At 70.9% G+C, this 26,559-nt stretch carries 20 protein-coding genes; 9 read left to right on the top strand and 11 right to left on the bottom strand.

Translation table 11 applies throughout. The features are described from left to right. The first annotated feature begins 183 nt into the window (after positions 1-183). Together FXO23_RS29695 and FXO23_RS29700 are read left to right on the top strand one after the other, a co-directional pair. Complete coding sequence (locus FXO23_RS29695) at positions 184-1,275, top strand: polyprenyl synthetase family protein (RefSeq protein ID WP_158888785.1); 1,092 nt, start codon at positions 184-186, stop codon at positions 1,273-1,275. A 61-nt stretch (positions 1,276-1,336) separates the two neighbouring features. After that, complete coding sequence (locus FXO23_RS29700) at positions 1,337-2,128, top strand: LLM class F420-dependent oxidoreductase (protein WP_158888786.1); 792 nt, start codon at positions 1,337-1,339, stop codon at positions 2,126-2,128. A 1-nt stretch (position 2,129) separates the two neighbouring features. On the opposite strand, the gene FXO23_RS29705 is transcribed toward FXO23_RS29700, so the two are convergent. Further along, a complete protein-coding gene (locus FXO23_RS29705; protein WP_158888787.1) occupies positions 2,130-2,684 on the bottom strand; it encodes a CGNR zinc finger domain-containing protein in 555 nt (184 codons plus the stop codon). A gap of 23 nt (positions 2,685-2,707) precedes the next feature. On the opposite strand from FXO23_RS29705, the gene FXO23_RS29710 reads away from it, so the two are divergent. Continuing rightward, entirely contained in the window at positions 2,708-3,871 is a 1,164-nt protein-coding gene (locus tag FXO23_RS29710; protein WP_158888788.1) for an MFS transporter, read from the top strand. Here the strand turns inward: FXO23_RS29710 and FXO23_RS29715 are convergent. Beyond that, positions 3,868-4,236 (bottom strand): Rv2175c family DNA-binding protein, encoded by a 369-nt coding sequence (locus FXO23_RS29715; protein WP_158888789.1) that lies wholly within the window; start codon positions 4,234-4,236, stop codon positions 3,868-3,870. The two genes, FXO23_RS29710 and FXO23_RS29715, sit on opposite strands and share 4 nt — an antisense overlap. Before the next feature lie 137 nt (positions 4,237-4,373). On the opposite strand from FXO23_RS29715, the gene FXO23_RS29720 reads away from it, so the two are divergent. From FXO23_RS29720 to FXO23_RS29730, 3 genes are all read left to right on the top strand, one after another. Beyond that, positions 4,374-6,404, top strand: coding sequence for a Stk1 family PASTA domain-containing Ser/Thr kinase (locus FXO23_RS29720; RefSeq protein WP_158888790.1), 2,031 nt, complete (start codon positions 4,374-4,376; stop codon positions 6,402-6,404). A 107-nt stretch (positions 6,405-6,511) separates the two neighbouring features. Continuing rightward, a complete protein-coding gene (locus FXO23_RS29725; RefSeq protein ID WP_158888791.1) occupies positions 6,512-7,108 on the top strand; it encodes a hypothetical protein in 597 nt (198 codons plus the stop codon). Between the two features lie 216 nt (positions 7,109-7,324). Further along, positions 7,325-8,647 carry a wax ester/triacylglycerol synthase family O-acyltransferase gene (locus tag FXO23_RS29730; protein WP_158888792.1) on the top strand — a complete coding sequence of 441 codons (1,323 nt, stop codon included), beginning with the start codon at positions 7,325-7,327 and terminating at the stop codon, positions 8,645-8,647. A gap of 2 nt (positions 8,648-8,649) precedes the next feature. On the opposite strand, the gene FXO23_RS29735 is transcribed toward FXO23_RS29730, so the two are convergent. The 5 genes from FXO23_RS29735 to gltB all read right to left on the bottom strand — a co-directional run bounded on the left by FXO23_RS29735 (position 8,650) and on the right by gltB (position 19,844). Further along, positions 8,650-10,086, bottom strand: coding sequence for a class II 3-deoxy-7-phosphoheptulonate synthase (locus tag FXO23_RS29735; protein ID WP_179956920.1), 1,437 nt, complete (start codon positions 10,084-10,086; stop codon positions 8,650-8,652). Next, entirely contained in the window at positions 10,083-12,275 is a 2,193-nt protein-coding gene (locus tag FXO23_RS29740; RefSeq protein WP_158888793.1) for an MMPL family transporter, read from the bottom strand. The genes FXO23_RS29735 and FXO23_RS29740 overlap by 4 nt, the downstream gene beginning before the upstream one ends. 213 nt (positions 12,276-12,488) lie before the next feature. Then, entirely contained in the window at positions 12,489-13,412 is a 924-nt protein-coding gene (locus FXO23_RS29745) for a trypsin-like serine peptidase (protein ID WP_158888794.1), read from the bottom strand. 303 nt (positions 13,413-13,715) lie between these two features. Further along, positions 13,716-15,224: a glutamate synthase subunit beta gene (locus FXO23_RS29750; RefSeq protein ID WP_158888795.1), complete on the bottom strand. Its 1,509-nt coding sequence runs from the start codon at positions 15,222-15,224 to the stop codon at positions 13,716-13,718. Positions 15,225-15,272: 48 nt separating this feature from the next. After that, positions 15,273-19,844: a glutamate synthase large subunit gene (gltB, locus tag FXO23_RS29755; RefSeq protein ID WP_158888796.1), complete on the bottom strand. Its 4,572-nt coding sequence runs from the start codon at positions 19,842-19,844 to the stop codon at positions 15,273-15,275. A 286-nt stretch (positions 19,845-20,130) separates the two neighbouring features. Between gltB and FXO23_RS29760 the strand changes: the two genes are divergently transcribed. Genes FXO23_RS29760 through FXO23_RS29770 form a run of 3 tightly spaced genes read left to right on the top strand, consistent with a single transcriptional unit; the run spans position 20,131 to position 22,907 of the window. Further along, positions 20,131-21,087, top strand: a complete 957-nt coding sequence (locus tag FXO23_RS29760; RefSeq protein ID WP_158888797.1) for an ABC transporter substrate-binding protein — start codon at positions 20,131-20,133, stop codon at positions 21,085-21,087. 6 nt (positions 21,088-21,093) lie between these two features. Further along, complete coding sequence (locus tag FXO23_RS29765; protein WP_158888798.1) at positions 21,094-22,128, top strand: FecCD family ABC transporter permease; 1,035 nt, start codon at positions 21,094-21,096, stop codon at positions 22,126-22,128. Next, on the top strand, positions 22,125-22,907 hold the full coding sequence (locus tag FXO23_RS29770) for an ABC transporter ATP-binding protein (RefSeq protein WP_158888799.1): 783 nt from the start codon (positions 22,125-22,127) through the stop codon (positions 22,905-22,907). The genes FXO23_RS29765 and FXO23_RS29770 overlap by 4 nt, the downstream gene beginning before the upstream one ends. Here FXO23_RS29770 and FXO23_RS29775 read toward each other — a convergent pair. Genes FXO23_RS29775 through FXO23_RS29790 form a run of 4 tightly spaced genes read right to left on the bottom strand, consistent with a single transcriptional unit; the run spans position 22,849 to position 26,410 of the window. Further along, on the bottom strand, positions 22,849-23,565 hold the full coding sequence (locus FXO23_RS29775) for a response regulator (protein WP_158888800.1): 717 nt from the start codon (positions 23,563-23,565) through the stop codon (positions 22,849-22,851). The two genes, FXO23_RS29770 and FXO23_RS29775, sit on opposite strands and share 59 nt — an antisense overlap. Further along, positions 23,562-24,755: a sensor histidine kinase gene (locus FXO23_RS29780; protein WP_158888801.1), complete on the bottom strand. Its 1,194-nt coding sequence runs from the start codon at positions 24,753-24,755 to the stop codon at positions 23,562-23,564. Before FXO23_RS29780 ends, FXO23_RS29775 begins: the two co-directional genes overlap by 4 nt. Before the next feature lie 12 nt (positions 24,756-24,767). Then, on the bottom strand, positions 24,768-25,484 hold the full coding sequence (locus FXO23_RS29785; RefSeq protein ID WP_158888802.1) for a hypothetical protein: 717 nt from the start codon (positions 25,482-25,484) through the stop codon (positions 24,768-24,770). Positions 25,485-25,495: 11 nt separating this feature from the next. Beyond that, a complete protein-coding gene (locus FXO23_RS29790; protein ID WP_158888803.1) occupies positions 25,496-26,410 on the bottom strand; it encodes an ABC transporter ATP-binding protein in 915 nt (304 codons plus the stop codon). Between the last annotated feature and the right edge of the window lie 149 nt (positions 26,411-26,559).

Consider the following 26,559-nt stretch of genomic DNA (forward strand, 5'->3'; position numbering starts at 1 on the left):
CGTGTCGTCGTCACTCCTCGCGATCACTCATAGTGCCGCAGTGACGAGGGCGCTGACTACCCTTATTCTTCGCAATCCCCAGGATGGCAGGCATCCCTCAAGGCGCGCTGGAACCCGGACCGTCCACAGTGGAGCAGGCACCCCGGCGACAGCCGGTGCGGGCCGAACCTTGACGATAGGTCCATGACCGAGCCGGGCTACGACCACGACCTGCCGGAGCACGTGGAACGCGTGCTGACCGGCTTCCTCCGCGAGGCCGCCGAACCGATCCTGGACGTCGAGCCCGGCGTCGGCGCCGGGGTGGCGGCGCTCACGGACTTCGTGCTCGGCGGCGGGAAGCGGCTGCGGCCCACGTTCGCCTGGTGGGGATGGCGCGGGGCGGGCGGCGATCCGGCGGGCCCGCTCGCGGACGGGGTCCTGCGTGCGGTCGCCAGCCTGGAGCTGATCCAGGCCTGCGCGCTGATTCACGACGACCTGATGGACTCCTCCGACTCCCGCCGCGGCTTCCCGACCGTGCACGTGGCCTTCGCCCGCCGGCACGCCGAACAGGGCTGGCTCGGCTCGCCCGCGAACTTCGGGCTGGCGGCCGCGGTGCTCATCGGCGACCTGGCCCTGGCCTGGGCCGACGACATGTTCGCCGACGCCGGGCTGCCCGCGGCCAGGCTCGCCGCCGCCCGGCCCGCCTGGCGGGCGATGCGCACCGAGGTGCTCGCCGGGCAGTACCTGGACGTGCGCACGCAGGCCATCGGGGACGCGTCGGTGGAGGCCGCGTTGCGGATCGACCGGCTGAAGACGGCGGCCTACACCGTGCAGCGGCCGCTCCACCTGGGCGCCGCGCTGGCCGGTGCGGACGAGAAGCTGATCGACACGCTGCTGGAGTTCGGCGGCGACCTCGGGGTGGCCTTCCAGCTCCGGGACGATCTGCTCGGGGTGTTCGGGGATCCGTCGGTCACCGGCAAACCGGCCGGGGACGATCTGCGCGAAGGCAAGCGGACCCTGCTCGTCGCCCTCGGGCTCCGGCACGCGAACGACCAGGGACGCACCGCCGAGGCCGAGCTCATCGCCGGCGCGATCGGCGACGCCGGGCTCACCGAGTCCACAGTGGACGCGGTGCGCGAGGCGCTGACCTCGGTCGGCGCGGTGGACGCGGTGGAGCGGCGGATCGACGAGCTCACCGGCAGCGCATTGGCCGCGCTGGAGCGGGCCGAACTGGCCGAACCCGCGGCGACCCGGCTCACCGAGCTGACCGCCAAGTCGACCCAGCGCAACTACTGACAGGCATGCTGGACTTACTCGAGGTCGCGGGCTCGCGGGCGCCGGGCATAGGGTGCGAAACATGACCACTGTCAAACGACCCGTGCGCGTGGGTGTCCAGATCCAACCCCAGCACGCCGAATACGCGGCCATCCGGCGAGCGGCGGCCGAGGCCGAAGAACTCGGCGTCGACATCGCGTTCAACTGGGACCACTTCTACCCGCTCTTCGGCGATCCCGACGGCCTGCACTTCGAATGCTGGACGATGCTGGGCGCCTGGGCGGAGTCCACCTCCCGCGTCGAAATCGGCGCCCTGGTGTCCTGCAACAGCTACCGCAATCCGGAACTGCTCGCCGACATGGCCCGGACCGTCGACCACATCAGCGGCGGGCGCCTGATCCTCGGCATCGGCTCCGGCTGGTTCGAGAAGGACTACGACGAGTACGGCTACGAGTTCGGCACCGCCGGCGGCCGCCTGGACGACCTGGCCGAGGCCCTGCCGCGCATCGAAAACCGCCTCGGCAAGCTGAACCCGGCGCCGACCAGGAAGATCCCGGTCCTCATCGGGGGCGGCGGCGAGAAGAAGACGCTGCGCATGGTCGCCGAGCACGCCGACATCTGGCACGGCTTCGGCGATCCGGACGTGGTGGAACGCAAGGTGAAGATCCTCGACGAGCACTGCGCCGCGGTCGGCCGCGACCCGGCGGAGATCGAACGCTCGGTCGGAGTGGACGGCACGCCCGAGGAGCTCGGCGACCGGCTGCTCGGACTGGGAGTCAGCCTCTTCACCGTCGGCACCGACGGCCCGGACTACGACTTCGGCAAGCTGCGCGAGTGGGTCGCGTGGCGCGACGAGCAGAACAAGAACGCCTGAGTCACCGGGCGCGCTTCCGGTGCGCGGCCACGCGTTCGCGGGTCGCGCACCGGGCCGAGCAGTAGCGCCGCGGCCCGCCGCTCCCGGTGTCCACAAAGGACTTCCGGCAGGACGCCGACGCGCAGATCCCGCCGGGCCGGGCCTGCCGGTCGGCCAGCAGCACGGCGAGCGCCAGGCAGGATGAGGTCAGCAGCCATTCGCCCCACGGGGCGTCGTCGTGGCTGTCCACGTGCAGATGCCACGGGAACGTGCCGCCGTGCGTGGTCAGCCGCGGCGCCCGGGCGTGCCGCGCGAGCAACTCGTTGAGCACCTCCGCCGCCCGGTCCACGTCGGGGGCCGCGAACACCTCGTACAGCGCGAGCGCGGCCTCGTGCAGTTCCTCGACATCCGCCGCGGTCAGCGTGATCGGCTCCGGCTCCCCGTAGGCCCGCAGCACCGCCAGCACGCTCGCGACGTCGCCCGGCCCGGGCAGCAGCACGTCGAGCAGGTCCACCGCGCGCTGGGCGGCCGTCCGCGCGGAACGCCCGGGAAGAAAATCCTGTTGGGGTACGGGCACGCCCACAGTGTAACGTGCTGACAATGCGAGGCCGTTACCAGCTCGTGCGTTACCTCGGCGGCGCGGCGCTGGCCAGGACCGGCGACGAGATGTCCGGTCCGGCGCTGCTGTTGCTCGGGCTCGCCGTCACCGGTTCGGCCACCGCCGCGTCCGCCCTGCTGGCCGGGCTGACCGTGTCGGCGGCCGTGGGCGGTCCGGTGTTCGGCGCGCTGCTCGACCGCAGCCCGCGCCCGGGACGATTGCTGGCCGGGGCGCTCGTCGCCTACGCGGCCGGACTGGCCGCGATCCTGGGCGGACTGGGGCACGTGCCGGTCGCCGCCGCGGTCGCGGCGGCGGTGCTCACCGGCCTGCTCAACCCGGCGCTCACCGGCGGCTGGACCGCCCAGCTGCCGCACGTCCTCGGCGGCACCCCGCTCGAGCGCGGCAGCGCGCTGGACGCGCTGACCTTCACCGCCGCGAGCCTGGCCGGCCCCGCGCTGGCCGGGCTCGCCGCTCAGCTCCTCGGCGCGCCGGTCGCGGTCGCCGCGGCGATCGCCCTCGTCGCGCTCGCGACGCCCGCGGCCTGGTTCCTGCCCCGGCGCCCGGCGCCCGCCCGCGCCACGAACCTGGGGCGCGAGCTGGCGGCCGGATTCGCCGCGATCGCCGCCCGCCGCACCCTGTTGCGGGCCACGGCGGCCTCGGCGGTGTCGTTCGCCGGGGTCGGCATGCTGACGGTCTGTTGCCCGCTGCTCGGCGAGCAACGGCTCGGCGGGGCCGCCCGGGGCACGCTGCTGCTGACCGTGATCGCCGTCGCGGCGCTGCTCGCCAACGCCGCGCTGGCCCGGCGCCCGCCGAAACCGGACGCGACCGTCCTGGTCAGCGTCCTGGCGCTGGTCGCGAGCACGGCACTGGCCGCGGTGAGCTCGTCCGCCGCGCTCCTGGTCGCCGCCGCGGCACTCGCCGGGCTGAGCGAGGGCCCGCAGCTGACCGCCCTGTTCGCGATCCGGCACCGGGAAGCCCCGGACCACCTGCGCGCGCAGATCTTCAGCACGGGCGCGAGTGTGAAGATCACCGGGTTCGCACTGGGATCCGCGATCGCGGGACCACTCGCCACCTGGTCGGTGACCGCGTGCCTGCTCGCCGCGGCGGCCGTCGAACTGACCGCCGCGCTCGCCTATCTGGCGTTGGGCAGGGCTAGAAGGCCCTAGAAGGCCATTGCCTGCGCGCGCCGCTTGACTTCCGTGCCGTGGCTGGTTCGCAGGGCCATGATCGGCGTGCTGCCGGGCAGGGTCTCGTCCGCGGTGAACAGCCACCGCAGCATTTCGGTCCGGCTGAACCCGGCGTCGGCCAGCACCGTGATGGTGCCGCCGAGTCCCTTCACAACACCATCCTTGACCAGGAAGTCCGCCGGGACGAGCAGTTCACCGTCGCGGCGCACCGCGATCAGCTGGCCGTCCCGCAGCATCTGCCGCACCTTGTTGGCCGACAGCCCGAGCGCGGTGCCCACCTCGTCGAGAGGAAGCACGGCGACCGCGGCGTCGAGCACGTCATCAGCGACTGGGATCGCACTCACAGCTGACACTGTGCCACACCTGGCGTCACACGCAGCAATATCGCACCAATGGCGTAACGAAACCTGAACCTAACGGGTCCGATTCAGAACCCGGGGCGCGTCCACTCCGCACACCGCTATCCGTACGATCGGTAACCGTGACAAGCACGGACACCAGCCTGGTCGGCACGCTGCTCGACCGGCGGTACCGGGTCGACCGGCTGCTCGCCCGCGGTGGCATGTCTTCGGTGTACCGGGGCATGGACACCCGGCTGGATCGTCCCGTGGCGATCAAGATCATGGATCCGCGGTTCGCGGACGATCGGTCCTTCGTGGAGCGCTTCGAGCGCGAAGCCCGGTCGGCGGCGAAACTGCACCACCCGCACGTGGTCGCCGTGCACGACCAGGGTGTGGACGGCGTCGGGGAGAACAGCCGCGCGTTCCTGGTGATGGAACTGGTCGACGGCGGCACCCTGCGCGACCTGCTGGACGAACAGGGCGCGCTGGACGTCCCGCTGGCCCTGAGCGTCGCCGAGCCGGTCCTCTCCGCGCTCGCCGCCGCGCACCGGGCGGGCCTGGTGCACCGCGACGTCAAACCGGAGAACGTGCTCATCGGCCGCGGCGCCACCCCGGGCGCCGGGGTGGTCAAGGTCGGCGACTTCGGCCTGGTGCGCGCGGTGGCGAGCGCCGGGACCACGAGTTCGAGCATCATCCTCGGCACGGTCGCCTATCTGTCGCCGGAGCAGGTGACCACCGGCGCGGCGATGGAACGCGGCGACGTGTACTCGACCGGGATCCTGCTCTACGAGATGCTCACCGGCCAGGCGCCCTACACCGGCGACACCGCGATCTCGGTGGCCTACCGGCATGTGAACGACGACGTCCCGGCCCCGAGTTCGGTGCGGCCGGGCATCCCGCGGGCGCTGGACGATCTCGTCCTGCGCGCCACCCGGCGGGACGACCAGGCCCGCCCCGCCGACGCGGGCGCCTTCCTCGAAGAACTGCAGCAGGTCCGCACCGCGCTGGGGATCTCGCCGGTGCCCGTGCCGGTGCCGCCTCCGCCGGATGTCGACAAGGTTTCCGACGTCGAGGCCACCACCCCGAACATCCCGGCCGTCCAGGACACGTCGCCGATGTCCGGCCCGCGCGGCACCCGCGCCCTGATGCGCGGCGAAGCCCCGCCGTGGCAACGGACTCCCCCGGCCGTTCCGCCGCCCCCGGGGACGCCGCCGCCCGGGAACCCGATTCCCGCACCGGAAACCCCGGACAAGAAGAAGAGCAGAACCGGCCGCCTGATCGCGTTGTGGGCCGTGGTCGCGCTGGTGCTCGGCGGGCTGATCGGCGCGGGCATCTACATCTTCGCGGGCGATAAAACGGTCCCGGTGCCCCAGGTCGCCGGGCTGAGCCAGGCCGACGCCGGGAGCGAGCTGCGCAAACTCCAGCTGAACCCGAAATACGCGCCACGGGAGCGGAACAACACCGTGGCGATCGGCAAGGTCATCCGCACCGATCCGGAGGCCGGGACCAAGCTGAACCCCGGCGAAGAGGTCACCGTGGTGGTCTCGGCGGGCCGTCCGGCCGTACCGGACATCCAGCCGGGGACGACCGTGGAGTCCGCCGAACAGCAGATCCGGGCGCAGCAGCTGGAGCCGGTGCGCGCGGCCGAGGCCTACGACGCCAAGGTCGCCAAGGGCCAGGTGCTGAAGGTGGATCCGACGCCGGGCACGCAACTGGACATCGGCACCAAGGTCAACCTGACGATTTCCAAGGGCCCGCCGCCGAATCCGGTGCCGAACGTGGTCGGCAAGCCCAAGGACGACGCGTTCAAGGCGTTGCGCGCCGCCGGTTTCGAACCGGTCGACGGCGGCGCCGAGTTCTCCGCCGACGTGCCCGCCGGCAGCGTCACCCGGATCAACCCCGCGGCCGGGACCACTCCGGCCGAGGGCGGCGACCGCCGCGTGACGGTCTGGGTGTCCGAGTCCTCGGAGGTGCCGTCGGTCATCGGGCGCATGATCCCGGAGGCGATCCAGATCCTCACCCAGGCGGGGCTGCAGCCCGACGTCAAGGGCCGCGGACACGGCGACGATGACGACGGCGGCAGCGGTTTCGGCTGGGTGATCGACCAGGATCCGAAGCCGGGCTCGCGCGTGCAGAAGGGCACCACCGTCAAGCTGAAGACGTTCCCGTGATCGGGAGAACGTTTCGAATCCGGTACCGAAATTCCGGTCGTCGGCTTCGAAGCGCCGCGTACGGTCTACGGGGAAGGCGGTAACCGATTACCGGGGGTGACTCGGCGATGAGCTTCTTCGACGCCGACCCGGTGGAACGGTCCCTTCCCGAACCGGACCGCGAACTGTACGCCTACGCGGACGGCTCGGACTTCGGCCCGACCGGCGACCACTTCGTCCCCGCGCTGCTGCCGTGGCGGGTGGAACTGGCCCGGGCCGACCGGGTGCTCGTGCGGCTGCAGGGCGTCCGGGTGTGGCCCGCGGCGGTCACCCTCGTCCTGACCGTGCACAGCCGGGACGATTTGCCGCGCCCGCCGGGTATCTCGCTGTTCGACCGGCGCCGCCCAGCCGAACCCGGTGACTTCCGGATCGGCGTGCTCTTCGCCGACGGGGCCCGGGCCGCCGTGACCGGGCACCTCACCAGCGGCCCGGCGCGGCCGGAGCAGCCGAGGCTGGTGGTCATCGGCGGGACCGGCGGCCAGTTCCACACCCAGCACGACCTGCGGCTGCGACCGCTGCCGCCGGAGGGCCCGCTGACCGTGGTGACCCAGTGGCCGGCCCGGGGCGTCCCGGAGACCCGCACCGAGCTGGACGGCACGGCGATCCGGGCGGCCGCCGCCGAGGCGCTGGAGCTCTGGCCGGACCTCCCGCGGCGGCCGACCTGAGAGTCCTTTGTGGACTCAACGCGGCGGCGATGGTCCCGCCGGGCGCGGAAATCGATTACCACGGCCGCTGAACGGACCAATACCGGGCCCCGGTGTTTCGACACGTTCGGGTGTTGCGGTATCCGTTAGCACCGTGGAAACACGTCGACCACTTCCCGGTCACGTCCGGCTGCTGGAGTGGTGATCGGCGCCGCACCCCTTGTGAGGAGGTCGATCATGACCGGAACCCAGCTCAGTGGACTGGATGTCGCTTTCCTTTGCCTGGAAAGCGAAAGCTCTCCGATGCACATGGGTGCGGTGGTGACCTTCCGCCCGCGGCGGCCGGTCGATCCGGATCGGCTGGCGGCGCTGCTCGCCGAGCGGGCGGCCCGGACTCCCCGGCTGCGCCGGCAGGTCCGGCCGACGATCTTCCCGCCCGGCGGTGCCATGTGGACGGAAGATCCGGCGTTCGACGCGCGCGAGCACATTCACGTGCACCGGCTCACCGATCTGTACGAATCGGAACCGCTCGCCGAGTACGCCGCCGAATGGATCGAGCAGCCGCTGGACACCGGCCGCCCGCTGTGGGACGCGCACGTGGTGACCGGGCTGCCCGGCGACCGCTTCGCGCTGCTGCTGAAACTGCACCACGCGCTGACCGACGGGGCCGGGGCGTTCGCGGTGGCCTGCGGGCTGCTGGACGAGACCGCGGTGACCCGGCGCGCCGCGGCGGCCGAAGCCCGGACCGAGGGCCGGGCCGCCTCACCGCTCGCCGCGCTGCGCGCGGGGGTTTCCGCGGCGATCAGCGAGGCCGGGGAGAACGCCGGGATCGCGTCCGCGGTGCTGCGCGCCGCCCGGCCGTACCCGGTGTCGCCGCTGTCCGCGCCGAATTCGCCGAGCCGTCGGCTGGGCTTCGTCCGGCTCGACCTCGCCGACGTCCGCCGGATCCGCGGGGCGCACGGCGGCACCGCGAACGACGTGCTGCTCGCGGTGCTGAGCGGGGCGCTGCGCGAGTGGCTGCTCAACCGGGGCCGGCGGGTCGACGACCGGCCGCTGCGCGCGCTGGTCCCGGTGAGCCTGCGGGGCCGGGAGGGCAACCGGGCGGCGAACCAGCTTTCCGGCTACCTGTGCGAGCTTCCGGTGCACGTCGACGATCCGGTGGAACGGTTGCGCGCGGTCCGGCGTTCGATGAACCGGAGCAAGGCGGCCGGATCGTCGGCCGGAGCCGGCGCGATCCCGATCCTGGCCGACCGGCTCCCGCCCGCGGTGCACCGCGTCGCCACCCGGTTCGCCGGTCAGGCCGCCGGCCTGCTGTTCGACACGGTGATCACCAACGTGCCCCTGCCGAGCGTTCCGCTCGCCCTGGACGGCGCGCCGCTGCGCGAGGTGTACCCGCTGGTGCCGCTCGCGCCCCGGCACGCGGTGGGCATCGCGGTCTCGATCTACCGCGACTGGGTCCACATCGGACTACAGGCGAACGGCGAGGAGGTCCCCGACCTCGGTTCCCTGCGCGACGGCGTCGTCAAATCCGTCGCCGCCCTGCACGACCGCTGCCCGTGAGGTCAGCTGCGCAGCATCTCGGCGACGAGGAACGCCAGTTCGAGTGACTGCTGCGTGTTCAGGCGCGGGTCGCAGGCCGTCTCGTAGCGGCCGGACAGGTCGAGGTCGGAGATGTCCTGCGCGCCGCCGAGGCATTCGGTGACGTCCTCGCCGGTCAGCTCGACGTGGATCCCGCCGGGGTAGGTGCCCAGTTTGCGGTGTACCTCGAAGAAGCCCTGCACCTCGTCCACGATCCGGTCGAAGTGCCGCGTCTTGTACCCGGTCGACGATTCGTGCGTGTTGCCGTGCATCGGGTCGCACTGCCAGATGACCTTGTGCCCGGCCGACTCCACCTTCTCCACGATCGCGGGCAGCACCTCGCGGACCTTGCCGTTGCCCATCCGCGAGATCAGCGTCAACCGGCCCGGTTCGTTGCGCGGGTCCAGCCGGCGGACGTACTCGACGGCCTGCTCGGGCGTGGTCGTCGGGCCGATCTTCAACCCGATCGGGTTGGACAGCAGCTCGGCGAACGCGATGTGCGCGCCGTCGAGCTGGCGGGTCCGCTCGCCGATCCACAGGAAGTGCGAGGACAGGTTGTACAGCTTGGGGTTCGCCGCCTCCGAGTTGTCCAGCCGGAGCAGCGCGCGCTCGTAGTCCAGCAGCAGCGCCTCGTGGCTGGAGAAGATCTCGGTGGACTGCAGCGAGCTGTCGGTGACCCCGCACGCGGACATGAACCGCAGCCCGCGGTCGATCTCGGCGGCCAGCGCCTCGTACCGCTCCCCCGCCGGGGAGGTGACCACGAAGTCCTTGTTCCAGTCGTGCACCTGGTGCAGATCGGCCATCCCGGCGCCGGTCAGCGCCCGCACCAGGTTCATCGCGGCGCCCGCGTTCGCGTACGCGCGGATCATCCGGCCCGGGTCCGGCACCCGCAGCTCGGGCTTGGCGACCAGCGAGTTGATGATGTCGCCCCGGTAGACCGGCAGCCCGAGCGCGTCGGTGGTGTTGGACCGCGGCTTCGCGTACTGGCCCGCGATGCGGCCGACCTTGACCACCGGCAGGCTCGCGCCGTAGGTGAGCACCACGGCCATCTGCAGCAGCGTGCGCAGGTTGGCCCGGATGTGCGGCTCGGTGTTGGACTCGAACGTCTCCGCGCAGTCACCGCCCTGGAGCAGGAACGCCTCACCCCGCGCGACCATGGCCAGCCGGCCGCGCAACCGGTCGATCTCGGCCGGCACGGTGATCGGCGGCACGCTCTCCAGCACCGCGCGCACCCGCCGGGTCGCCTCGGGATCCGGCCACTCCGGCTGCTGCGCGGCCGGCCGGGCGAGCGCGTCGTCGAGCCGTTTGCGCAGCTCGGGGGGCAACGGAGGCAACTCGGGGAGGGTGTCGACGGGGACGTCCACTGTCCAGTTCACGGCCTCCAGGGTATCCGCCCGCGAATCCCCCGCGAACTTGGTCATCGATCGCCGACGGCCTGCAGCTGTTCGGTCGGCTCGGGTGCGCCGTTCGCGCGATCGCCGTGCCCGGGCCACCACGCGGCGTGACCGATCAGCGCGGTGACGCTGGGCACGAAGAACAGCGCCATCACGAACGCGGCGACCAGGATGCCGAACGCGAGCGCGAAGCCCATCTGGGCCAGCATCGAGTTGCCGGCGAGCATCAGCGCGCCGAGCGAACCGGCGAGGATCACCCCGGCGGCCGCGATCGTCGGACCGGTGTGCCGCACCGCCTTCGCGGCCGCCTGGCGCGGCGTCAGCCCCTCCCGGACCTCCTCCCGCAGCCGGGCCATCATCAGGATGTTGTAGTCGGTGCCCAGCGCCACCACGAACATGTAGATGATCAGCGGGATCATGAAGATCAGCCCGGGTTCGCCCGCGAAGTTCTGGAAGATCAGGGTCGTCGCGCCGAGGGTGGCGGCGAAGCCGAGGCCCACCGAGGCCATCACGTACAGCGGCGCCACCAGGCTGCGCAGCATCAGCGCGAGCACCAGCATGATCAGCAGCCCGGCCACCGGGAACACCAGCGCGTAGTCCCGGTTCATGATGTCCTTGATGTCCACGTAGACCGCGGTCATCCCGCCGACCAGCGCGGTCGTGCCCGGCGGCGCGGCGGCGTGCGCGGTTTCCCGCAACGGCCCGCCCACCGTGGCGATCGCCGCGTCGGAATCCGGGGCGCTGGTGAGCGGCACCAGGAAGTTGGCCACCGTGCGATCGCCGTTCACCGCCGGGGGCGCGACCGGGCCGATCCCGTCGACGCCGCGCAGCTTCGCGGCGTATTCGTCCAAAGTGGACTGATCCAGTGCGGACCCGTTGTCGGCGCGCAGGTAGACGTTGGTCGGGTTCGTCGCGCCGGGCGGCATCCCCTTCTGCAGGTCCTTCATGGCCACCTGGGATTCGGCCGTCTCCGGCAGCGAGCCCGAGGACAGGTCGAAGGTGGGGTTGAAGTTCACCAGGCCGAGCGCCAGCGCGACCATGATCGCCCCGGAGACCCCGGCCACCAGGCCCGGTTTGCGGCCCAGCCCCCGCCCGACCGCGGCGAACCGCGCGGCCTCGGGTTCGCGGCGCCAGGCCTTCGACGGCCAGAACACCTTGGTGCCCAACAGGGAAACCACGGCCGGCACCAGCGTCAGCCCGGCCAGCAGGGTCGCGCCGACCGCGATCGCGAGGGACGGCCCCATCGAGCGGAAGAACCCGAACGACGACAACGTCATCGCGAGGAACGCGATGATCACCACGACCGCCGCGGTGGCGATCGCCTCGCCGACCCGGCTCACCGCGGCCACCATGGCCGACTTCGGATCGTCCCCCGCTCGCAGACGTTCCCGGTAGCGGAACATCAGGAAGAGGATGTAGTCGGTGCCCACGCCGAACAGCACGACGATCAGCATGGACGAGATCGAGGCGTCGGTCTCGAGACCGAACAGCTTGACGGTGTGCGCGATCAGCCCGTTGGCCACCTGCGAGACGATCCCGATCAGCACGATCGGCAGCAGCGCGATGATCGGGCTGCGGAAGATCACCAGCAACAGCACCAGGATCAGCAGGATCGTGGCGATGAACACGATGGCGTCCCCGCTGCTGGCGGACTCCGCCTGATCGATCTGCTGCGCGGCCGCACCGGTGGTGCCGACCTTGAGCCCGGTGCCCGCGACCAGTCCCTTGACCTCGGTACGCAGTTGTTTGGCCGCGTCGGTCAGTTCCGTGAGGTTCGACTGGGTGAACTGCGGCATCTTGACCGCGGCCAGTTGCACCGCCCCGTTCGGCGACGGGTTGCCCGGCAGGACCTGCTCGACGTGCGGGATGCGCTTGGCTTCGAGGCCGCGCACGACCTCGGCCACCTTCGCCGAATCCGCCGCGCCCAGTGGGTTCTCGTCGGCCCGCTGGAAGACCATGACCATCGACGGGGTGAACGCGCTCGGAAAGGCCTGCTGCCCCAGGGTCATCGCCTGGATCGACTCGTAATCCCTTGGCAGCGCGTCACTTTGGTCGGCGGCCTTCGGCAACGCGGGCGCCGTGGCGAGCACCACCGCGGCGAGCAGCACCCAGGCGCCGATCACCCACCACGGTTTGTGCACGACGAAAACGCCCAGGCGCGCGAAAAACCCGCGCTCAGCAGGCGGACGCACGTCGGAATGCGCGATCGACCCCATGATTCCCCCATCGTGAGCGGCGAACCATCCCGGTTTGCCCCCACCGGGTTCACTGGTTTCACGCCGTGTTGACACCAGTGAACCAGAACCCGCCTCCGCCGTTCAGGTGACGGCCGTCACTCTGGGGAACAACTCACCACGCGGCAATTCGCCGCCGAATTTCCTTGCGGTAGCTAAGGAAACTCGGCGGCGAACCGACCGTCTACAAAGGTATTACGCGGCCTGCGCGGTGTTGTAGAGCTTCTCGACGTCCGCGCCGAAGTACGGGCCGAACATGTAGTTCGGCAGGAACGTGTAGCCGAAACTGTTCACCGAGGCCTGCACGCCGGTGCCCGCGCCCTCGTTGAAGGACAGGAACCACGGCCCGCCACTGGAACCGCCGGTCATGTTGCACGACATCGCGTGGTCCCGGGTGAGCAGGAAATCGGTGAACGTGCTGCCGCTGCAGTAGATCAGCTTGGATCCGTCGTAGGGCGCCGCCGCCGGGTAGCCGAACGCGTACATGTTCTGGTTGCGCGCCTGGTTGAAGCCAATGCCTTGACTACCGACCACATCGGTGAGGGATTTTCCGTCCAGCTGGTTCACCACGCCGATGCCGACGTCGTAGTTCATGTCCTCACTGGCCTCCCACTGCGGGGTGGTCAGCGTCTTGCGCGCGGCCCACTGGCCGTACGGCGCGTTTCCGTTGTCGTAGGCGGGAACGAAGACCCAGTCGGTGTGCCAGCTGCCCTGGTACTTCACGCAGTGCCCGGCCGTCACCACGACGCTCTTGTTGCCACTGGTGACCGCGTCACCGCTGCAGGAAGCCTTGCGGCCACCGAAAGTGAAGAAAACGCGGCCCGCCGTCGAGACGACCTTGCCGCCGCCGGTCCAGGCCCCGCCCGCGTTCGGGAACGCCATCGGCAGCACGACCGACGGCAGTCCTTTCGCGACTTCCGCGACGCTCACCCGCCGCTTGCCGACGAGCTGGTCCATCGGAATCGCGGCGCGCATGCTCTCCGCGGTCCAGGTCGCCGTGCTCGTCGCGTTGTGCACGGCCGCCCCCCGCGGGGCCGCCGAGACCGGCGCGGCGAACGCCGCCACGGTCAGGGCCGTCGCGGCCAGCACGATCGCCGATCGGATTGTTCCTCGCTTCATCGCGCCTCACCTCTTTCCGGCGGCGCCCTCACCGCCGGGTCAGCAGGAAAAGGGAATTGTGAACCGAGACTGACGGTAAGCAGGTGACTACATTGCGGGCAATAGACCATTCGGCAGCAAGATGTGATGGGAAACGTGATGACCCGAACGGCCCAGCGGTCGAAATCCCGCCTGGAAACACGACCTCAGGCTGCGCGTGGGCGCCTGCTCCGCGGGGCCACGGGGAACCGAGCACTGGGGGTCGTGAGTGGACAGACCGGTTAGAACCGGCCGAAACACTCACGACCAGGTCAGGGAGTGCCGTCAGACCGTGGCCAGGGGCAACGCCGTCGGGTGGACCGGGGCGGGCAGGTCCGAGGCGCCGGTGAGGTAGGCGTCCACCGCGTGCGCGACCGAGCGGCCCTCGGCGATCGCCCACACGATCAGCGACGCGCCGCGGTGGGCGTCGCCGCAGACAAAGACGCCCGGGGCGGCGGTCTGCCAGTCGGCGCCGCAGGACAGCGTGCCCCGCTTGGTCAGCGACAGCCCGAGTTCGTCGAGCAGCGGCATGTGCTCGACGCCTTCGAACCCGATCGCCAGCAGCACCAGGTTGGCGGGCAGCTCCTCGACCTCGTCGCTCACCGGCACGACCTCGCGCCGCCCGGTGGCCGGGTCCTTGGTCACCCGGACCTGCTGCAGTTCGATCGCCCGCACGTGGCCGTTCTCGTCGCCCACGAACCGTTTCACCGCGACGCCGAACTTCCGCTCGCCGGTCTCCTCGTGCACCGGGTAGGTGCGCAGGATGTACGGCCAGGTCGGCCACGGCGACCGGTCGTCGTCCCGGGTGGACGGTGGCATCGGGTACTGGTCGAGCTGGGTCACCGAAAGGGCGCCTTGTCGACTTGCCGTTCCGTAGGAATCCGCGCCGGTGTCCCCGCCCCCGATGATCACCACGTGCTTGCCGGCGGCGTTGATCTCCGGCGGCCCGTCGCCCTCGACGTCGCGGTTGGCGGGCACCAGGTGCTCCATGGCCAGGTGGATTCCGGCCAGATCCCGGCCCGGGGTCACCGTGTCGTCCCGCCCGCGCAGCGCGCCGACGGCCAATACCACCGCGTCGTACTGGGCCCGCAGGTCCTCGACGGTCAGGTCGACGCCGACCTCGCAGCCGGTGACGAACTTCGTGCCCTCCTTGCGCAGCTGCGCCAGGCGCCGGTCGAGGTGCTTCTTCTCCATCTTGAACTCGGGAATCCCGTACCGCAGCAGGCCGCCGAGCCGGTCGTCCCGTTCGAAGACGGTCACCTCGTGCCCGGCCCGGGTCAGCTGCTGCGCGGCGGCGAGTCCGGCCGGGCCCGAGCCGACGACCGCGACTCGCTGCCCCGAGGACACCACCGCGGCCTGCGGCTGGACGTATCCGGCCTCCCAGGACTGCTCGGCGATCGTGGCCTCGACGCGTTTGATGGCCACCGGCCCGCCGGACAGCGGCGAGATGGCCAGCACGCAGCCCGCCTCGCACGGCGCCGGGCACAGCTTTCCGGTGAACTCCGGGAAGTTGTTGGTCGCGTGCAGCCGGTCGCTGGCCGCCTCCCAGTCGCCGCGGCGGACCAGATCGTTCCACTCCGGGATCAGGTTGCCCAGCGGGCAACCCGCCGAACCCGAATGGCAGAACGGGATCCCGCAGTCCATGCACCGCGATGCCTGGGTGCGCACCGCCCGGTTGCGCTCGGCCGGGTCGACCTCGGCGTAGACCTCGCGCCAGTCGCTGAGCCGTTCCTCGTGCGGGCGCTTCTTCGGCTCGACCCGCTCGTACTTCATGAAACCGTTAGGGTCAGCCATCCTCTCCCTCGCCCCCTCCCGCTTGTCGAAACGCTTCGCGTTGCTGTGTCATCCTCGGGCCGCCTCCATGATCGCCTCGTCGACGTCGCGCCCGGCCGCGCGCGCCGCCCGCGCCGCGTCCAGCACCCGCCGGTAGTCCTTGGGCATCACCTTGGTGAACGCCGCGCTGCGCCGCGGCCAGTCGCCGAGCAGGGACGCCGCCACCGCGGAGCCGGTCAGCTCGCGGTGCCGCTCGACGGTTTCCTTGAGCCACGCCAGATCATCGGGTTCCGGTGGCAGCAGGTCGACCATGTCCGCGTTGACCTTGGCCTGGTCCAGGTCGAGCACGTACGCGACGCCGCCGGACATCCCGGCCGCGAGGTTGCGGCCGGTCGGCCCGAGCACCACCGCCCGGCCACCGGTCATGTACTCGAACGCGTGGTCACCGACGCCTTCGGAAACCACCAGCGCGCCGGAGTTGCGCACGCAGAACCGCTCGCCGACCTGGCCGCGCAGGAACATCTCGCCGCCGGTCGCCCCGTAGGCGAGCGTGTTGCCCGCGATCACCTGGCCCTCGGCGGCGAAGGTCGCGTCCGGATGCGGCCGGACGACGATCCGCCCGCCGGACAGGCCCTTGCCCACGTAGTCGTTCGCGTCGCCGATCAGGTCGAGCGTGATCCCGCGGGGCAGGAACGCACCGAGCGACTGGCCCGCGGAACCGGTGAGCGTGACGCGAATGGTGTCGTCGGGCAGGCCTTCGCCCCCGTAGCGCCGGGTGATCTCCGAACCGAGCAGCGTGCCGACGGTCCGGTTCACGTTGCGCACCGGCAGTTCGATGTTCACGTGGTGCGCGTCCTCCAGCGCCGCCTCGGCGAGCTGGATGAGCGTGCGGTCCAGGGCGTGCTCCAGGCCGTGGTCCTGTTCGCGCACCTTGCGCCGCGCGCCGCCGTAGGGCAGTTCCTTCGGCATCTCGAAGATCGGCTCGAGGTCGAGCCCGCGCGCCTTCCAGTGCTCGACGGCCTCGTCGGTGTCCAGCAGTTCGGCGTGCCCGATCGCCTCGTCCAGGGTGCGGAAACCCAGTGCCGCCAAGGTTTCCCGGACCTCCTGGGCGACGAACCGGAAGTAGTTGACCACGTGCTCGGCCTGCCCGGTGTACCGCTTGCGCAGTTCCGGGCTCTGCGTCGCGACGCCGACCGGACAGGTGTCCAGGTGGCACACCCGCATCATCACGCAACCGGCCACGATCAGCGGCGCGGTGGCGAAACCGTATTCCTCGGCGCCGAGGAGCGCGGCGATCACCACGTCCTTGCCGGTCTTCATCGCGCCGTCCACCTGCACGGTGATCCGGTCACGCAAACCGTTGAGCAGCAAGGTCTGCTGGGTCTCGGCGAGCCCGATCTCCCACGGCGTCCCGGCGTGCTTGAGCGAGTTCATCGGCGACGCGCCGGTGCCGCCGTCGTGCCCGGAGATCAGCACGACGTCCGCGTGCGCCTTGGACACGCCCGCCGCGACCGTGCCGACGCCCAGCGAACTGACCAGCTTCACGTGGACGCGGGCGCGTTCGTTGGCGTTCTTCAGATCGTGGATGAGCTGCGCCAGATCCTCGATCGAGTAGATGTCGTGGTGCGGCGGCGGGGAGATCAGCCCGACGCCGGGTGTGGAGTGCCGGGTGCGCGCGATCCACGGGTACACCTTGTTCGGCGGGAGCTGCCCGCCCTCACCGGGCTTCGCGCCCTGCGCCATCTTGATCTGGATGTCGTCCGCGTTGACCAGGTACTCGCTGGTCACCCCGAACCGTCCACTCGCGACCTGCTTGATCGCGCTGCGCCGCTCGGGGTCGTAAAGGCGTTCTGGGTCCTCGCCGCCCTCCCCGGTGTTCGACTTCCCGCCGATGCGGTTCATCGCGATGGCGAGCGTCTGGTGCGCCTCCATCGAGATCGAGCCGTAGGACATCGCGCCGGTGTTGAACCGCTTGCAGATCGACTCGATCGACTCGACCTCGTCGATCGGGATCGGCTCCCGACGCCCGGTCCGGAAGGAGAACAGCCCGCGCAGCGCGCCGCCCTCCCGGTAGAGCCGGTGCACCTCGTCGGAGTACGCCCGGTACGCCTCGTCCCGCCGCGACTTGCTGGCGTGCTGCAGCAGGAACACCGTCTCCGGGGTGAACAGGTGCAGCTCGCCCTCGCGCCGGTAGGCGTACTCGCCGCCGGTGTCCAGGCGGCGGTGCACCTTGTCCGTCGGGTTGTCCGGGTACGCGCGCCGGTGCCGCGCCGCGGTCTCCTCGGCCAGCACCTCCAGGCCGACCCCGCCGAGCTTCGAACCGGTGCCGGTGAAGTACTCGTCGAGCAGTTCCTGGGAGAGCCCGAAGGATTCGAACACCTGGGCCGCGGTGTACGCGCCGACGGTCGAGATGCCCATCTTCGACATGATCTTGAGGACGCCCTTGACCAGCGCGCCCACGTAGTTGCGGATCGCCGCGCGCGGCTCGATCCCGGTGATCGCGCCCTGGTTGATCAGGTCCTCGATGGTCTCGAAGGCCAGGTACGGGTTGACCGCCGCGGCGCCGTAGCCGAGCAGCAGCGCGACGTGGTGCACCTCGCGCGCGTCGCCGCTCTCCACGACCAGCGCGACACGCAGCCTTTCCTTGGTCCGCACCAGGTGGTGGTGCACCGCGGAGACCAGCAGCAGCGACGGGATCGGCGCCATCCGGTGGTCGGAATCGCGGTCGGAAAGCACGAGCGTGCGCGCCCCGGCGGCGATCGCCTCGGACGCCTCGCGGCGGACCCGCTCGACCGCCTCGGCCAGCGCCTCCGCACCACCGTCCACCTCATACAGTCCGGAAAGGACGGTGCAGGCGAACCCGGGCAGGTCGCCGTCGTCGTTGATGTGGATCAGCTTGGCCAGCTCGTCGTTGTCGATGACCGGGTACGGCAGCTGGATGTGGCGGCAGGACGCCGGTCCCGGCTCGAGCAGGTTCTGCTCCGGGCCCATGATCCGGCTCATCGAGGTGACCAGCTCCTCGCGGATCGCGTCCAGCGGCGGGTTGGTCACCTGGGCGAAGCCCTGCTTGAAGTAGTCGTAGAGCAGCCGGGGCCGCTTGGACAGCACCGCGGGCGGGGTGTCGGTGCCCATCGAGCCGATCGGCTCGGCGCCCTTCTCCGCCATCGGGGAGAGCAGGATCTTCAGTTCCTCTTCGGTGTAACCGAAGGAGAGCTGGCGCCGCAGCACCGAATCGTGGCTCTGCACGATGTGGTCCCGGTCGGCGAGCTCGGCGATCTGCAGCAGCCCGGCGTGCAGCCAGCTGTCGTAGGGCAGTTCCTTGGCCAGCTCCGATTTGATCTCGTCGTCGTTGACGATCCGGCCGGCTTCGGTGTCCACCAGGAACATCCGTCCCGGCTTCAACCGTCCCTTCGCGACGACCTGGTCCGGCGGGACGTCCAGCACCCCCGCCTCGCTGGCCAGGACGACCCGGTCGTCCGCGGTGCGCCACCAGCGCGCCGGGCGCAGGCCGTTGCGGTCCAGCACCGCCCCGACCAGCGTGCCGTCGGTGAAGGTGACGCAGGCCGGCCCGTCCCACGGCTCCATCAGGCTCGCGTGGAACTGGTAGAACGCGCGACGGTCGGGGTCCATGGTGGCGTGGTTCTCCCACGCCTCCGGGATCATCATCAGCACCGCGTGCGGCAGCGGCCGCCCGCCGAGGTGCAGCAGCTCGAGCACCTCGTCGAAGGAGGCGGAGTCCGAGCCGTCCGGCGAGCAGATCGGGTACAGCCTGGTCAGGTCGCCCGGGATCAGTTCGGAGTCGAGCAGCGCCTCCCGGGCGCGCATGCGGTTGCGATTTCCCCTGATCGTGTTGATCTCACCGTTGTGCGCCACGAACCGGAAGGGGTGCGCGAGCGGCCAGGAGGGGAAGGTGTTGGTGGAGAACCGGCTGTGCACCAGGGCGATCGCGCTGGTCAGCCGCTCGTCGGTGAGGTCGGTGAAGAACAGCGGGAGCTGGACCGGGGTGACCATTCCCTTGTAGACCAGGGTGCGCGAGGACAGCGACGGGAAGTAGGTCCCGCACTCGGCCACCTCGCTCTCCCGCTCGGCGCGTTTGCGCAGGCAGAACGCGAGCCGATCGAGCTCGATCCCGCTCGGCCGCTGCCCGTCGGCGTCCGGTTTGCCCGCGACGAAGAGCATGGTGAAGTGCGGCATCACCGCGCGGGCGCCCCGGCCGATTCCGGCGCGGTCCGGATCGACCGGCAGTTCGCGCCAGCCCAGGACGACCAGGCTTTCCTCGTCGGCGATGCGCTGGATGAGTTCGACGGCCTTGCGGCGCTGGTCGGCGTCGACCGGCAGGAAGGCGATCCCCGCGGCGTAGTGGTGGTTTCCGCGTGCGTCGGGCTGCGGCAGTTCGAAGCCGACCGTGTCGCGGAGCAGTTCGTCCGGCAGCTGCAGCAGGATGCCGGCGCCGTCGCCGGTGGTCGGCTCGGCCCCCGCCGCGCCGCGGTGGTCGAGGTTGGTCAGGGCCCCCAGCCCGTCGGTCACGATGCCGTGCGAGCGGCGCCCCTGCACGTCGGCGACCATCGCCACGCCGCAGGAGTCCTGCTCGTGTGCGGGGTCGTAAAGTCCTTGTTTGCCTGGAATGGCGGAGAAGATCATGCAGGGACCTCCTTCGTCGTCGTGCTCAGTTCGGAAAATCCCCCGGTCCTGCTGCACGGGACGACGATGGCCCGCTTATTAGCGCGACTTTAACACCCTGGAAACATTGCGGCATCCGCTGAAGCCGAATTTTCGCTCATCCGAACGGTAACGATCTGGGTGCTGAGAACGACATCGTTCTTGATGGGGCGTGAGTAGTTCGTCGCGCTAAGTATACCCGAGCGAGCGAACTGGTCGAGTCTACCGCGCATTCGCCCACCTGGCCCTGGTAACTACCCTGGACCCCATGCCCGGTCACTCTTCGCGATCATTTCGGTCGCTGCTCGTGCTGCTCGTCGCCCTGTTCGGCCTCGCCGCGTCCACCGGCTGCGCCACCCGGGAGGAGGACGCGCCCAGCCAGACGCCCGGGAGCACCGCGTTCCCGATGACGCTCACCCCGCCGGCCGGCGCGCCGCTCACCCTGGACAAACGGCCCGAACGGATCGTCTCGCTGTCCCCGTCGGCCACCGAGACACTGTTCGCGGTCGGCGCCGGACAGCAGGTCGTCGCGGTCGACTCGGCGTCGAACTACCCGGAGCAAGTCCCGCACACCCAGTTGTCCGGCCTTACCCCCGATCCGGAGGCGATCGCCGGGCACAACCCCGATCTGGTCGTGGTCCGGGCCGACGTGAACAACCTGGCCGCCGCGCTGGCCAAGACCGGGATCAAAACGCTCGTCCTGCCGGACGCGAAGACCCTCGACGACGCGTACGCCCAGTTCGCGCTGGTCGGCAAGGCCACCGGGCACCAGGCCGAAGGGGACGACCTGGCCCGGCGCACCCGGTCCGAGGTCGACAAGCTGGTGGCGGACGCGCCGAAACCGGCGAAGCCGCTGAGCTACTACCACGAGCTCGACCAGACGTTCTACACCGCGACCTCGGCCACCTTCATCGGCCAGATCTACGGCCGGTTCGGGTTGACCAACATCGCCGACGGCACCGATCCGAACGCCTCGGGCGGGTATCCGCAGCTCTCCCAGGAACGCGTCCTGCAGGCCAATCCGGACCTCATCTTCCTGGCGGACAGCAAGTGCTGCGGCCAGAACCTGCAGACCGTCGGGGCCCGGCCGGGGTGGAACACGCTCGCCGCGGTCCAGCGCGGCAACGTCTTCGCGCTGGACGACGATCTGGCCTCCCGCTGGAGCCCGCGGCTGACCGAACTGGTGCGCGCGGTGGCCGCCGCGGTCGCCAAGGCGGGCAAGTAACCCGCGTTGAAGTCCCACACCACGCGGCTGCGGCCCCGCGTCCTGCTGCTCGGCCTGCTGCTCCTCGCCGTGGTCTTCGCCCTGGCCGTACTCGTCGGCGCGGGTGACCTGGGCTGGCAGCGGGTGCTCGGCGAGATCACCGCCCAGCTCACCGGCGGCCGCTCCCCGCTGTCCGAACGCGAGGCGGCCATCGTGTGGCAGCTGCGCGTGCCGCGGGTCGTGCTGGCCGGGCTCGTGGGCGCCGCGCTGGCCGGCGCGGGAGCGGCGTTCCAGGGCGTGTTCCGCAACCCGCTCGCCGATCCTTACCTGCTGGGCGCCGCGGCCGGGGCCGGGCTCGGGGCGACCGCGGTCATGGTCCTCGCGCCCGCGCTGACCACCTGGGTGATCGGCCCGCTGCCGCTGGCCGCTTTCGCCGGGGCGCTCGGCGGGGTCGGGCTGAGCTGGCTGCTCGGCCGTTCCGCCGGGGGCACGGGAACCGCGACCCTGCTGCTCGCGGGTGTCGCCGTGGCGTCCTTCCTGACCGCCGTGCAGACCTTCGTGCAGCAGCTCAACACGGAAACGGTCCGGCAGGTCTACACCTGGATGCTGGGCGGGCTGAACATCAGCGGCTGGCGCGAGGTCTGGCTCGCGTTGCCGTATATCGGGCTGGCCGCCATGGTGCTCTGCCTGGGCGCGCGCCTGCTGGACGTGCTCACCCTCGGCGACGCCGAAGCGGCGTCCCTCGGGATCCATCCCGCCCGGGTTCGGCTGCTGCTCCTGCTGGCGGCCTCGCTGGCGACGGCCGCCGCGGTCGCGGTCAGCGGGCTGATCGGTTTCGTCGGAATCGTGGTGCCGCACGTGGTCCGCCTGCTCGCCGGATCCGGTTACCGCGTGGTGATTCCGTTGTCCCTCCTCGGCGGCGCGACCTTCCTGATCGCCGCCGACCACCTCGCCCGCACGGTCATGCCCGGGGAACTCCCGGTCGGCGTGGTCACCGCGTTCACCGGCGCCCCGTTCTTCGTCGCCGTGCTGCGCTCCTTCCGGAAGGAGCGGATGTCGTGAAATCGCTGAGCCTGTCCGGGGTGGCCGCGGGGTACGGCGGCGACCCGGTGGTGCGGGACGTGTCGGTCGAGGTTCCGGACGGGGGCTGGCTGGCGATCGTCGGGCCGAACGGCGCCGGGAAGTCGACGTTGCTGAAGACGGTGGCGGGACTGCTGCCCGGGAGCGGCGAGATCCGAATCCACGGGATGGCGGCGGAGTCGTTGTCCCGGAAGGAAAAGGCGCGAGAGGTCGGATATTCGCCGCAGGTCCCGGTGCTGCCGGAGGGGCTTACGGTCACCGACTACGTGCTGCTCGGACGCACCCCGCATCTCGGCCCGCTGGCCCGGGAGGGTGCGCGCGATAGGTCCATTGTGGACGAGACGCTCGTCCGGCTGGACTTGGGAGACCTCGCCGGGCGCCGGCTGAGCACGTTGTCCGGTGGCGAGCGGCAACGGGCGGTACTGGCCCGCGTGCTCGCCCAGCGCACCCGGATCCTGCTGCTGGACGAACCCACCACCGGACTGGACATCGGGCACGCGCAGGCGCTGCTGGAACTCGTCGACCGGCTGCGCCGGGAGGACGGCACCACCGTGGTGTCCACATTGCACGATCTCACGTTCGCCGCGCAGTATGCGGACCAGTTGCTGCTCCTGGACTCCGGTCGCGCGGTCGCGGTCGGCCCGCCCGCCGAGGTGCTCACCGGCGAGGTGGTCGCGAAGCACTACGCGGCCGAGGTCGACGTCATTGACCACCAAGGGAATCCGGTGGTGGTTCCGGTGCGCGCGGCTCGCCGGGACTGATCCCGCCGGGCACCGCGAGCCCGCAGTCGTAGGCGAACACCACCGCCTGCAGCCGGTCCCGGAGCTCGAGTTTGGCGAGGATGCGGCCGAGGTGGGTTTTCACCGTGGTCACCCCGATGAACAGCTTCTCAGCGATCTCGGTGTTGTTCAGGCCGCGCGCCACCAGCACCAGCACGCCGCGTTCCCGTTCGGTCAGCCGGTCCAGCCGGGGATCGGGCGCGGGTTCCGGCCCGGCACGCAGGTGGCGGGCCATCATCCGGTCGATCACCGATGGCGCCAGCACCCGGTCGCCGCGCAGCACCGCCCGCATGGCGACCAGCATCTCCTCGCCGCCGGTGTCCTTGAGCAGAAACCCACCGGCCCCGGCCCGGGTGGCCGCCAGGACGTACTCGTCGAGATCAAACGTGGTCAGCATGAGGACCTTGACGTCCGGATCGGCGGCGCAGATCTCGGCGGTGGCCCGCACACCGTCCAGCACCGGCATGCGGACGTCCATCAGCACCAGATCGGGTTTCAGCTCGGCGGTCAGTTCCACCGCCTCCCGCCCGTTCCCCGCCTCCCCGACCACGGTGAGATCCGGCGCGCTGGAAACCACCATGCGCAAACCGCCGCGCATCAGCGACTGGTCGTCGCAGATCAACACGCGGTGCGGTGTCATGTGGCCTCCGAAACGGTGCTGAGCGGGAGCCGGGCGGCGACCCGGAACCCGCCTTCGGGCCGGGGCTCGGCCGTCAGGCTGCCGCCGAACATCATCGCCCGCTCCCGCATCCCGAGCACACCGTAACCCGCACCTGGCGGGACCGGCTCCGGGCGGTCGGTGCCGTACCCCGCGTCGTTGAGCACCTCGACGGCCAGTTCGCGGGAGACGTCCTCGGGTGTTCCGTAGTCGACGGTGACCGTGCAGTGCGCGCCGAGCGGGGCGTGTTTGAGCACATTGGTCAGGGCTTCCTGGATGATCCGGTGCGCGGTCATCGCCGCCCCGGGCGGGACTTCGGCGGCCTCGCCCAGGACGACCAGCCGGACCGCGGCCCCGGCGGCCCGGGCGCTGTCGACCAGCCCGCTCAGCGCGCCGGTGTCCGGCTGCGGCGCCGTGCTCGCCTCGGATTCGCGCAGCAGGCCGAGGATCCGCCGCAGCTCGCCGATCGCTTCGCGGCCCGTACCGCTGATGGTTTTGAGCGCCCCGTCGACGGCGTCCGGATCCTGGCGGCCGATGAGCCGCGCGCCTTCGGACTGCATGACCATCGTGCTCACCGCGTGCGCCACCACGTCGTGCATCTCCCGGGCGATCCGGGCACGCTCCTCGGCGACCGCGGCGCGGGCCAGCGCGTCGCGCCGCTCCTGGGCCTCGCGGGCGTGGTCGCGGGCCTCGGCGAGTTGTTGCAACCGGACGCTGACGCCGTCGGCGATCGCCAGGGTCGCCACCAGGACGGCGCTGAGCAGGGCGATGAGGAAGAGCGTCCCCTCGTGGAGGCCACCGACCCGGATCGACCAGGCCACGGCGAGCACCTCGGCGGCCACCACGACCGGCCACAAACCGCGCCGGTTTCCGTAGACGACGATGGCGTAGATCAGCGCCATCAGGGCGAGATTCCCCGGAATGAGCCCACTGCGCGGGAGCGCGAAGACGATCTGGGCCGCGAGCGTGGCCAGCGAGATCCAGGTCGCCAGGAGCGGATGGCGGCGGCGGGCCACCAGCGGCGCGATCAGGACCAGGGACAGAACCACGTCCAGCCAGCGCGGCCCCGGGCCCACCACCCCCAGCGGCGCCGACAGGAGCGTGATCACCACGATGATCAGCCAGTCCGTCACCACCGGGTGCGCGCGCACCCACGACATCAACCTCCGCACACGACCACCTAACTACGCGTCGCGCTTGTTCGCGACCACGGCCGAGAGCACGAACAGGGCGACCGCGCACGCCGCGAAGTAGGCGAGCGAACCCCACGGGCCGAGCGGGTCTTCTGGACCGGGCGCGATGAAGTTCTGTCCGACGTGGATCGGCAGCCATTTGTAGATTTCCGGGCCCGCATTGGGAATCAGCGCGATCAGCCGCTCCCCCTGCAGGGAGTAGATCAGCAACAGGGCGACCGCGCCCGCGGTGTGCCGGAGCAGCGTCCCGACCGCGACGGCGAGGACCGCCGCGAATGCGAACAACAGGGAGGCGCCAAGCACGGTCCGCCAATCGGCGAAGCCGTGCAGCCCCTGGGTGCGGTCGGGGTCGAGCACCGCGGCGGCGGCCCAAGCGCCGAACCCGCCGACCAGCCCGGCCAGCCCCGTGGTGACCGCCACGACCACGACCTTGGCCACCAGTGCCCGCGGCCGGTCGGGTACCGCCTGGAAGGTCGTCCGGATGGTGCCGCAGCGGTACTCGGTGGTGATCGCCAGCGTGGCGAGCACGAGCACCACGGCGATGCCGATCTGCACGCCGGCCTGGCTGTCGGCCGGGCTGATCTGCCCCTTGCCCATGACCGCCTGCAGCACCCCGGTGCCGATGAGGACACCGAGCGTTCCGACGAGGCAGAGCCAGGGCGATTGGATGGAGAACAGTTTGATGCGTTCGGCGACGAGCAGTCGCATGGTGGGCTCCTTCAGGACAGGGCGGGGGTTTCCGCGTGGTACTCGACGGCGTCTCCGGTCAGGCGCATGAAGGCCTCCTCCAGGGACGCGCGTTGCGGGCTCAGTTCGAACAGGGTGATCCCGTTGGCGTGGGCGAGCTCCCCGAGTTCCGCACTGTCCATTCCGGACACCAGGATCGCGTCGTCGTCGGTGGCGAACATCGCCCGCTCCCGCTCCAGCGCCGCCCGCAGCTGGGCGGCGTGCGGGGTGCGAATCCGCACCGCGCCGTCCACCGCGCGGGCGATGAACTCCTCGGTCGTGCACTGCGCGATCAGCTTTCCGCGCCCGATCACCACCAGGTCTTGTGCGGTGAGCGCCATTTCCGCGAGGAGGTGGCTGGACACCAGGACGGTCCGGCCTTCCGCGGCGAGCCGGTGCACGAACTTGCGCACCCACAGGATCCCCTCCGGGTCGAGCCCGTTGACCGGCTCGTCGAACAGCAGGACCTCGGGATCGCCGAGCAGCGCCCCGGCGATGCCGAGCCGCTGGGACATGCCGAGCGAGAACCCGCCCGCGGCCCGCCCGGCCACCTCGGCCAGCCCGACGATCTCCAGCACGTCCCGCACCCGTTTCCGCGGTATCCCGTTCGTCGCCGCCTGCCACGCGAGATGCGCCCGAGCCGACCGTTCCGGATGCACCCAGTGCGCGTCGAGCAGTGCCCCCACCGTCCGAAGTGGATTCTCCAGCTCGCGGTACGGACGCCCGCCGATGAGCGCCTCCCCGCCGTCCGGCCGGTCCAATCCCAGAATCATCCGCATGGTGGTGGACTTCCCGGCGCCATTGGGACCGAGAAATCCGGTCACCCGCCCGGGCCAGACGGTGAACGACAGATCGTCCACCGCGACCGTGCTCCCGTAACGCTTGGTCAGGCGCGACGCCTCGATCATGGCCACTCCTCTCGCCGTGCCCGGTCAATCTGCCCTGCTGCCCCCTTTCCGCGCGTCGCCTTCCAAGCCCCACCCGGTCCTCCAGGAAAACGAATCCCGTGTCCTACCGGAGTAGGACGCCACCACGCTGGTCGCAAACCAAATGCACC

It is taken from the genome of Amycolatopsis anabasis (assembly GCF_009765355.1).
Taxonomy (GTDB): domain Bacteria; phylum Actinomycetota; class Actinomycetes; order Mycobacteriales; family Pseudonocardiaceae; genus Amycolatopsis; species Amycolatopsis anabasis.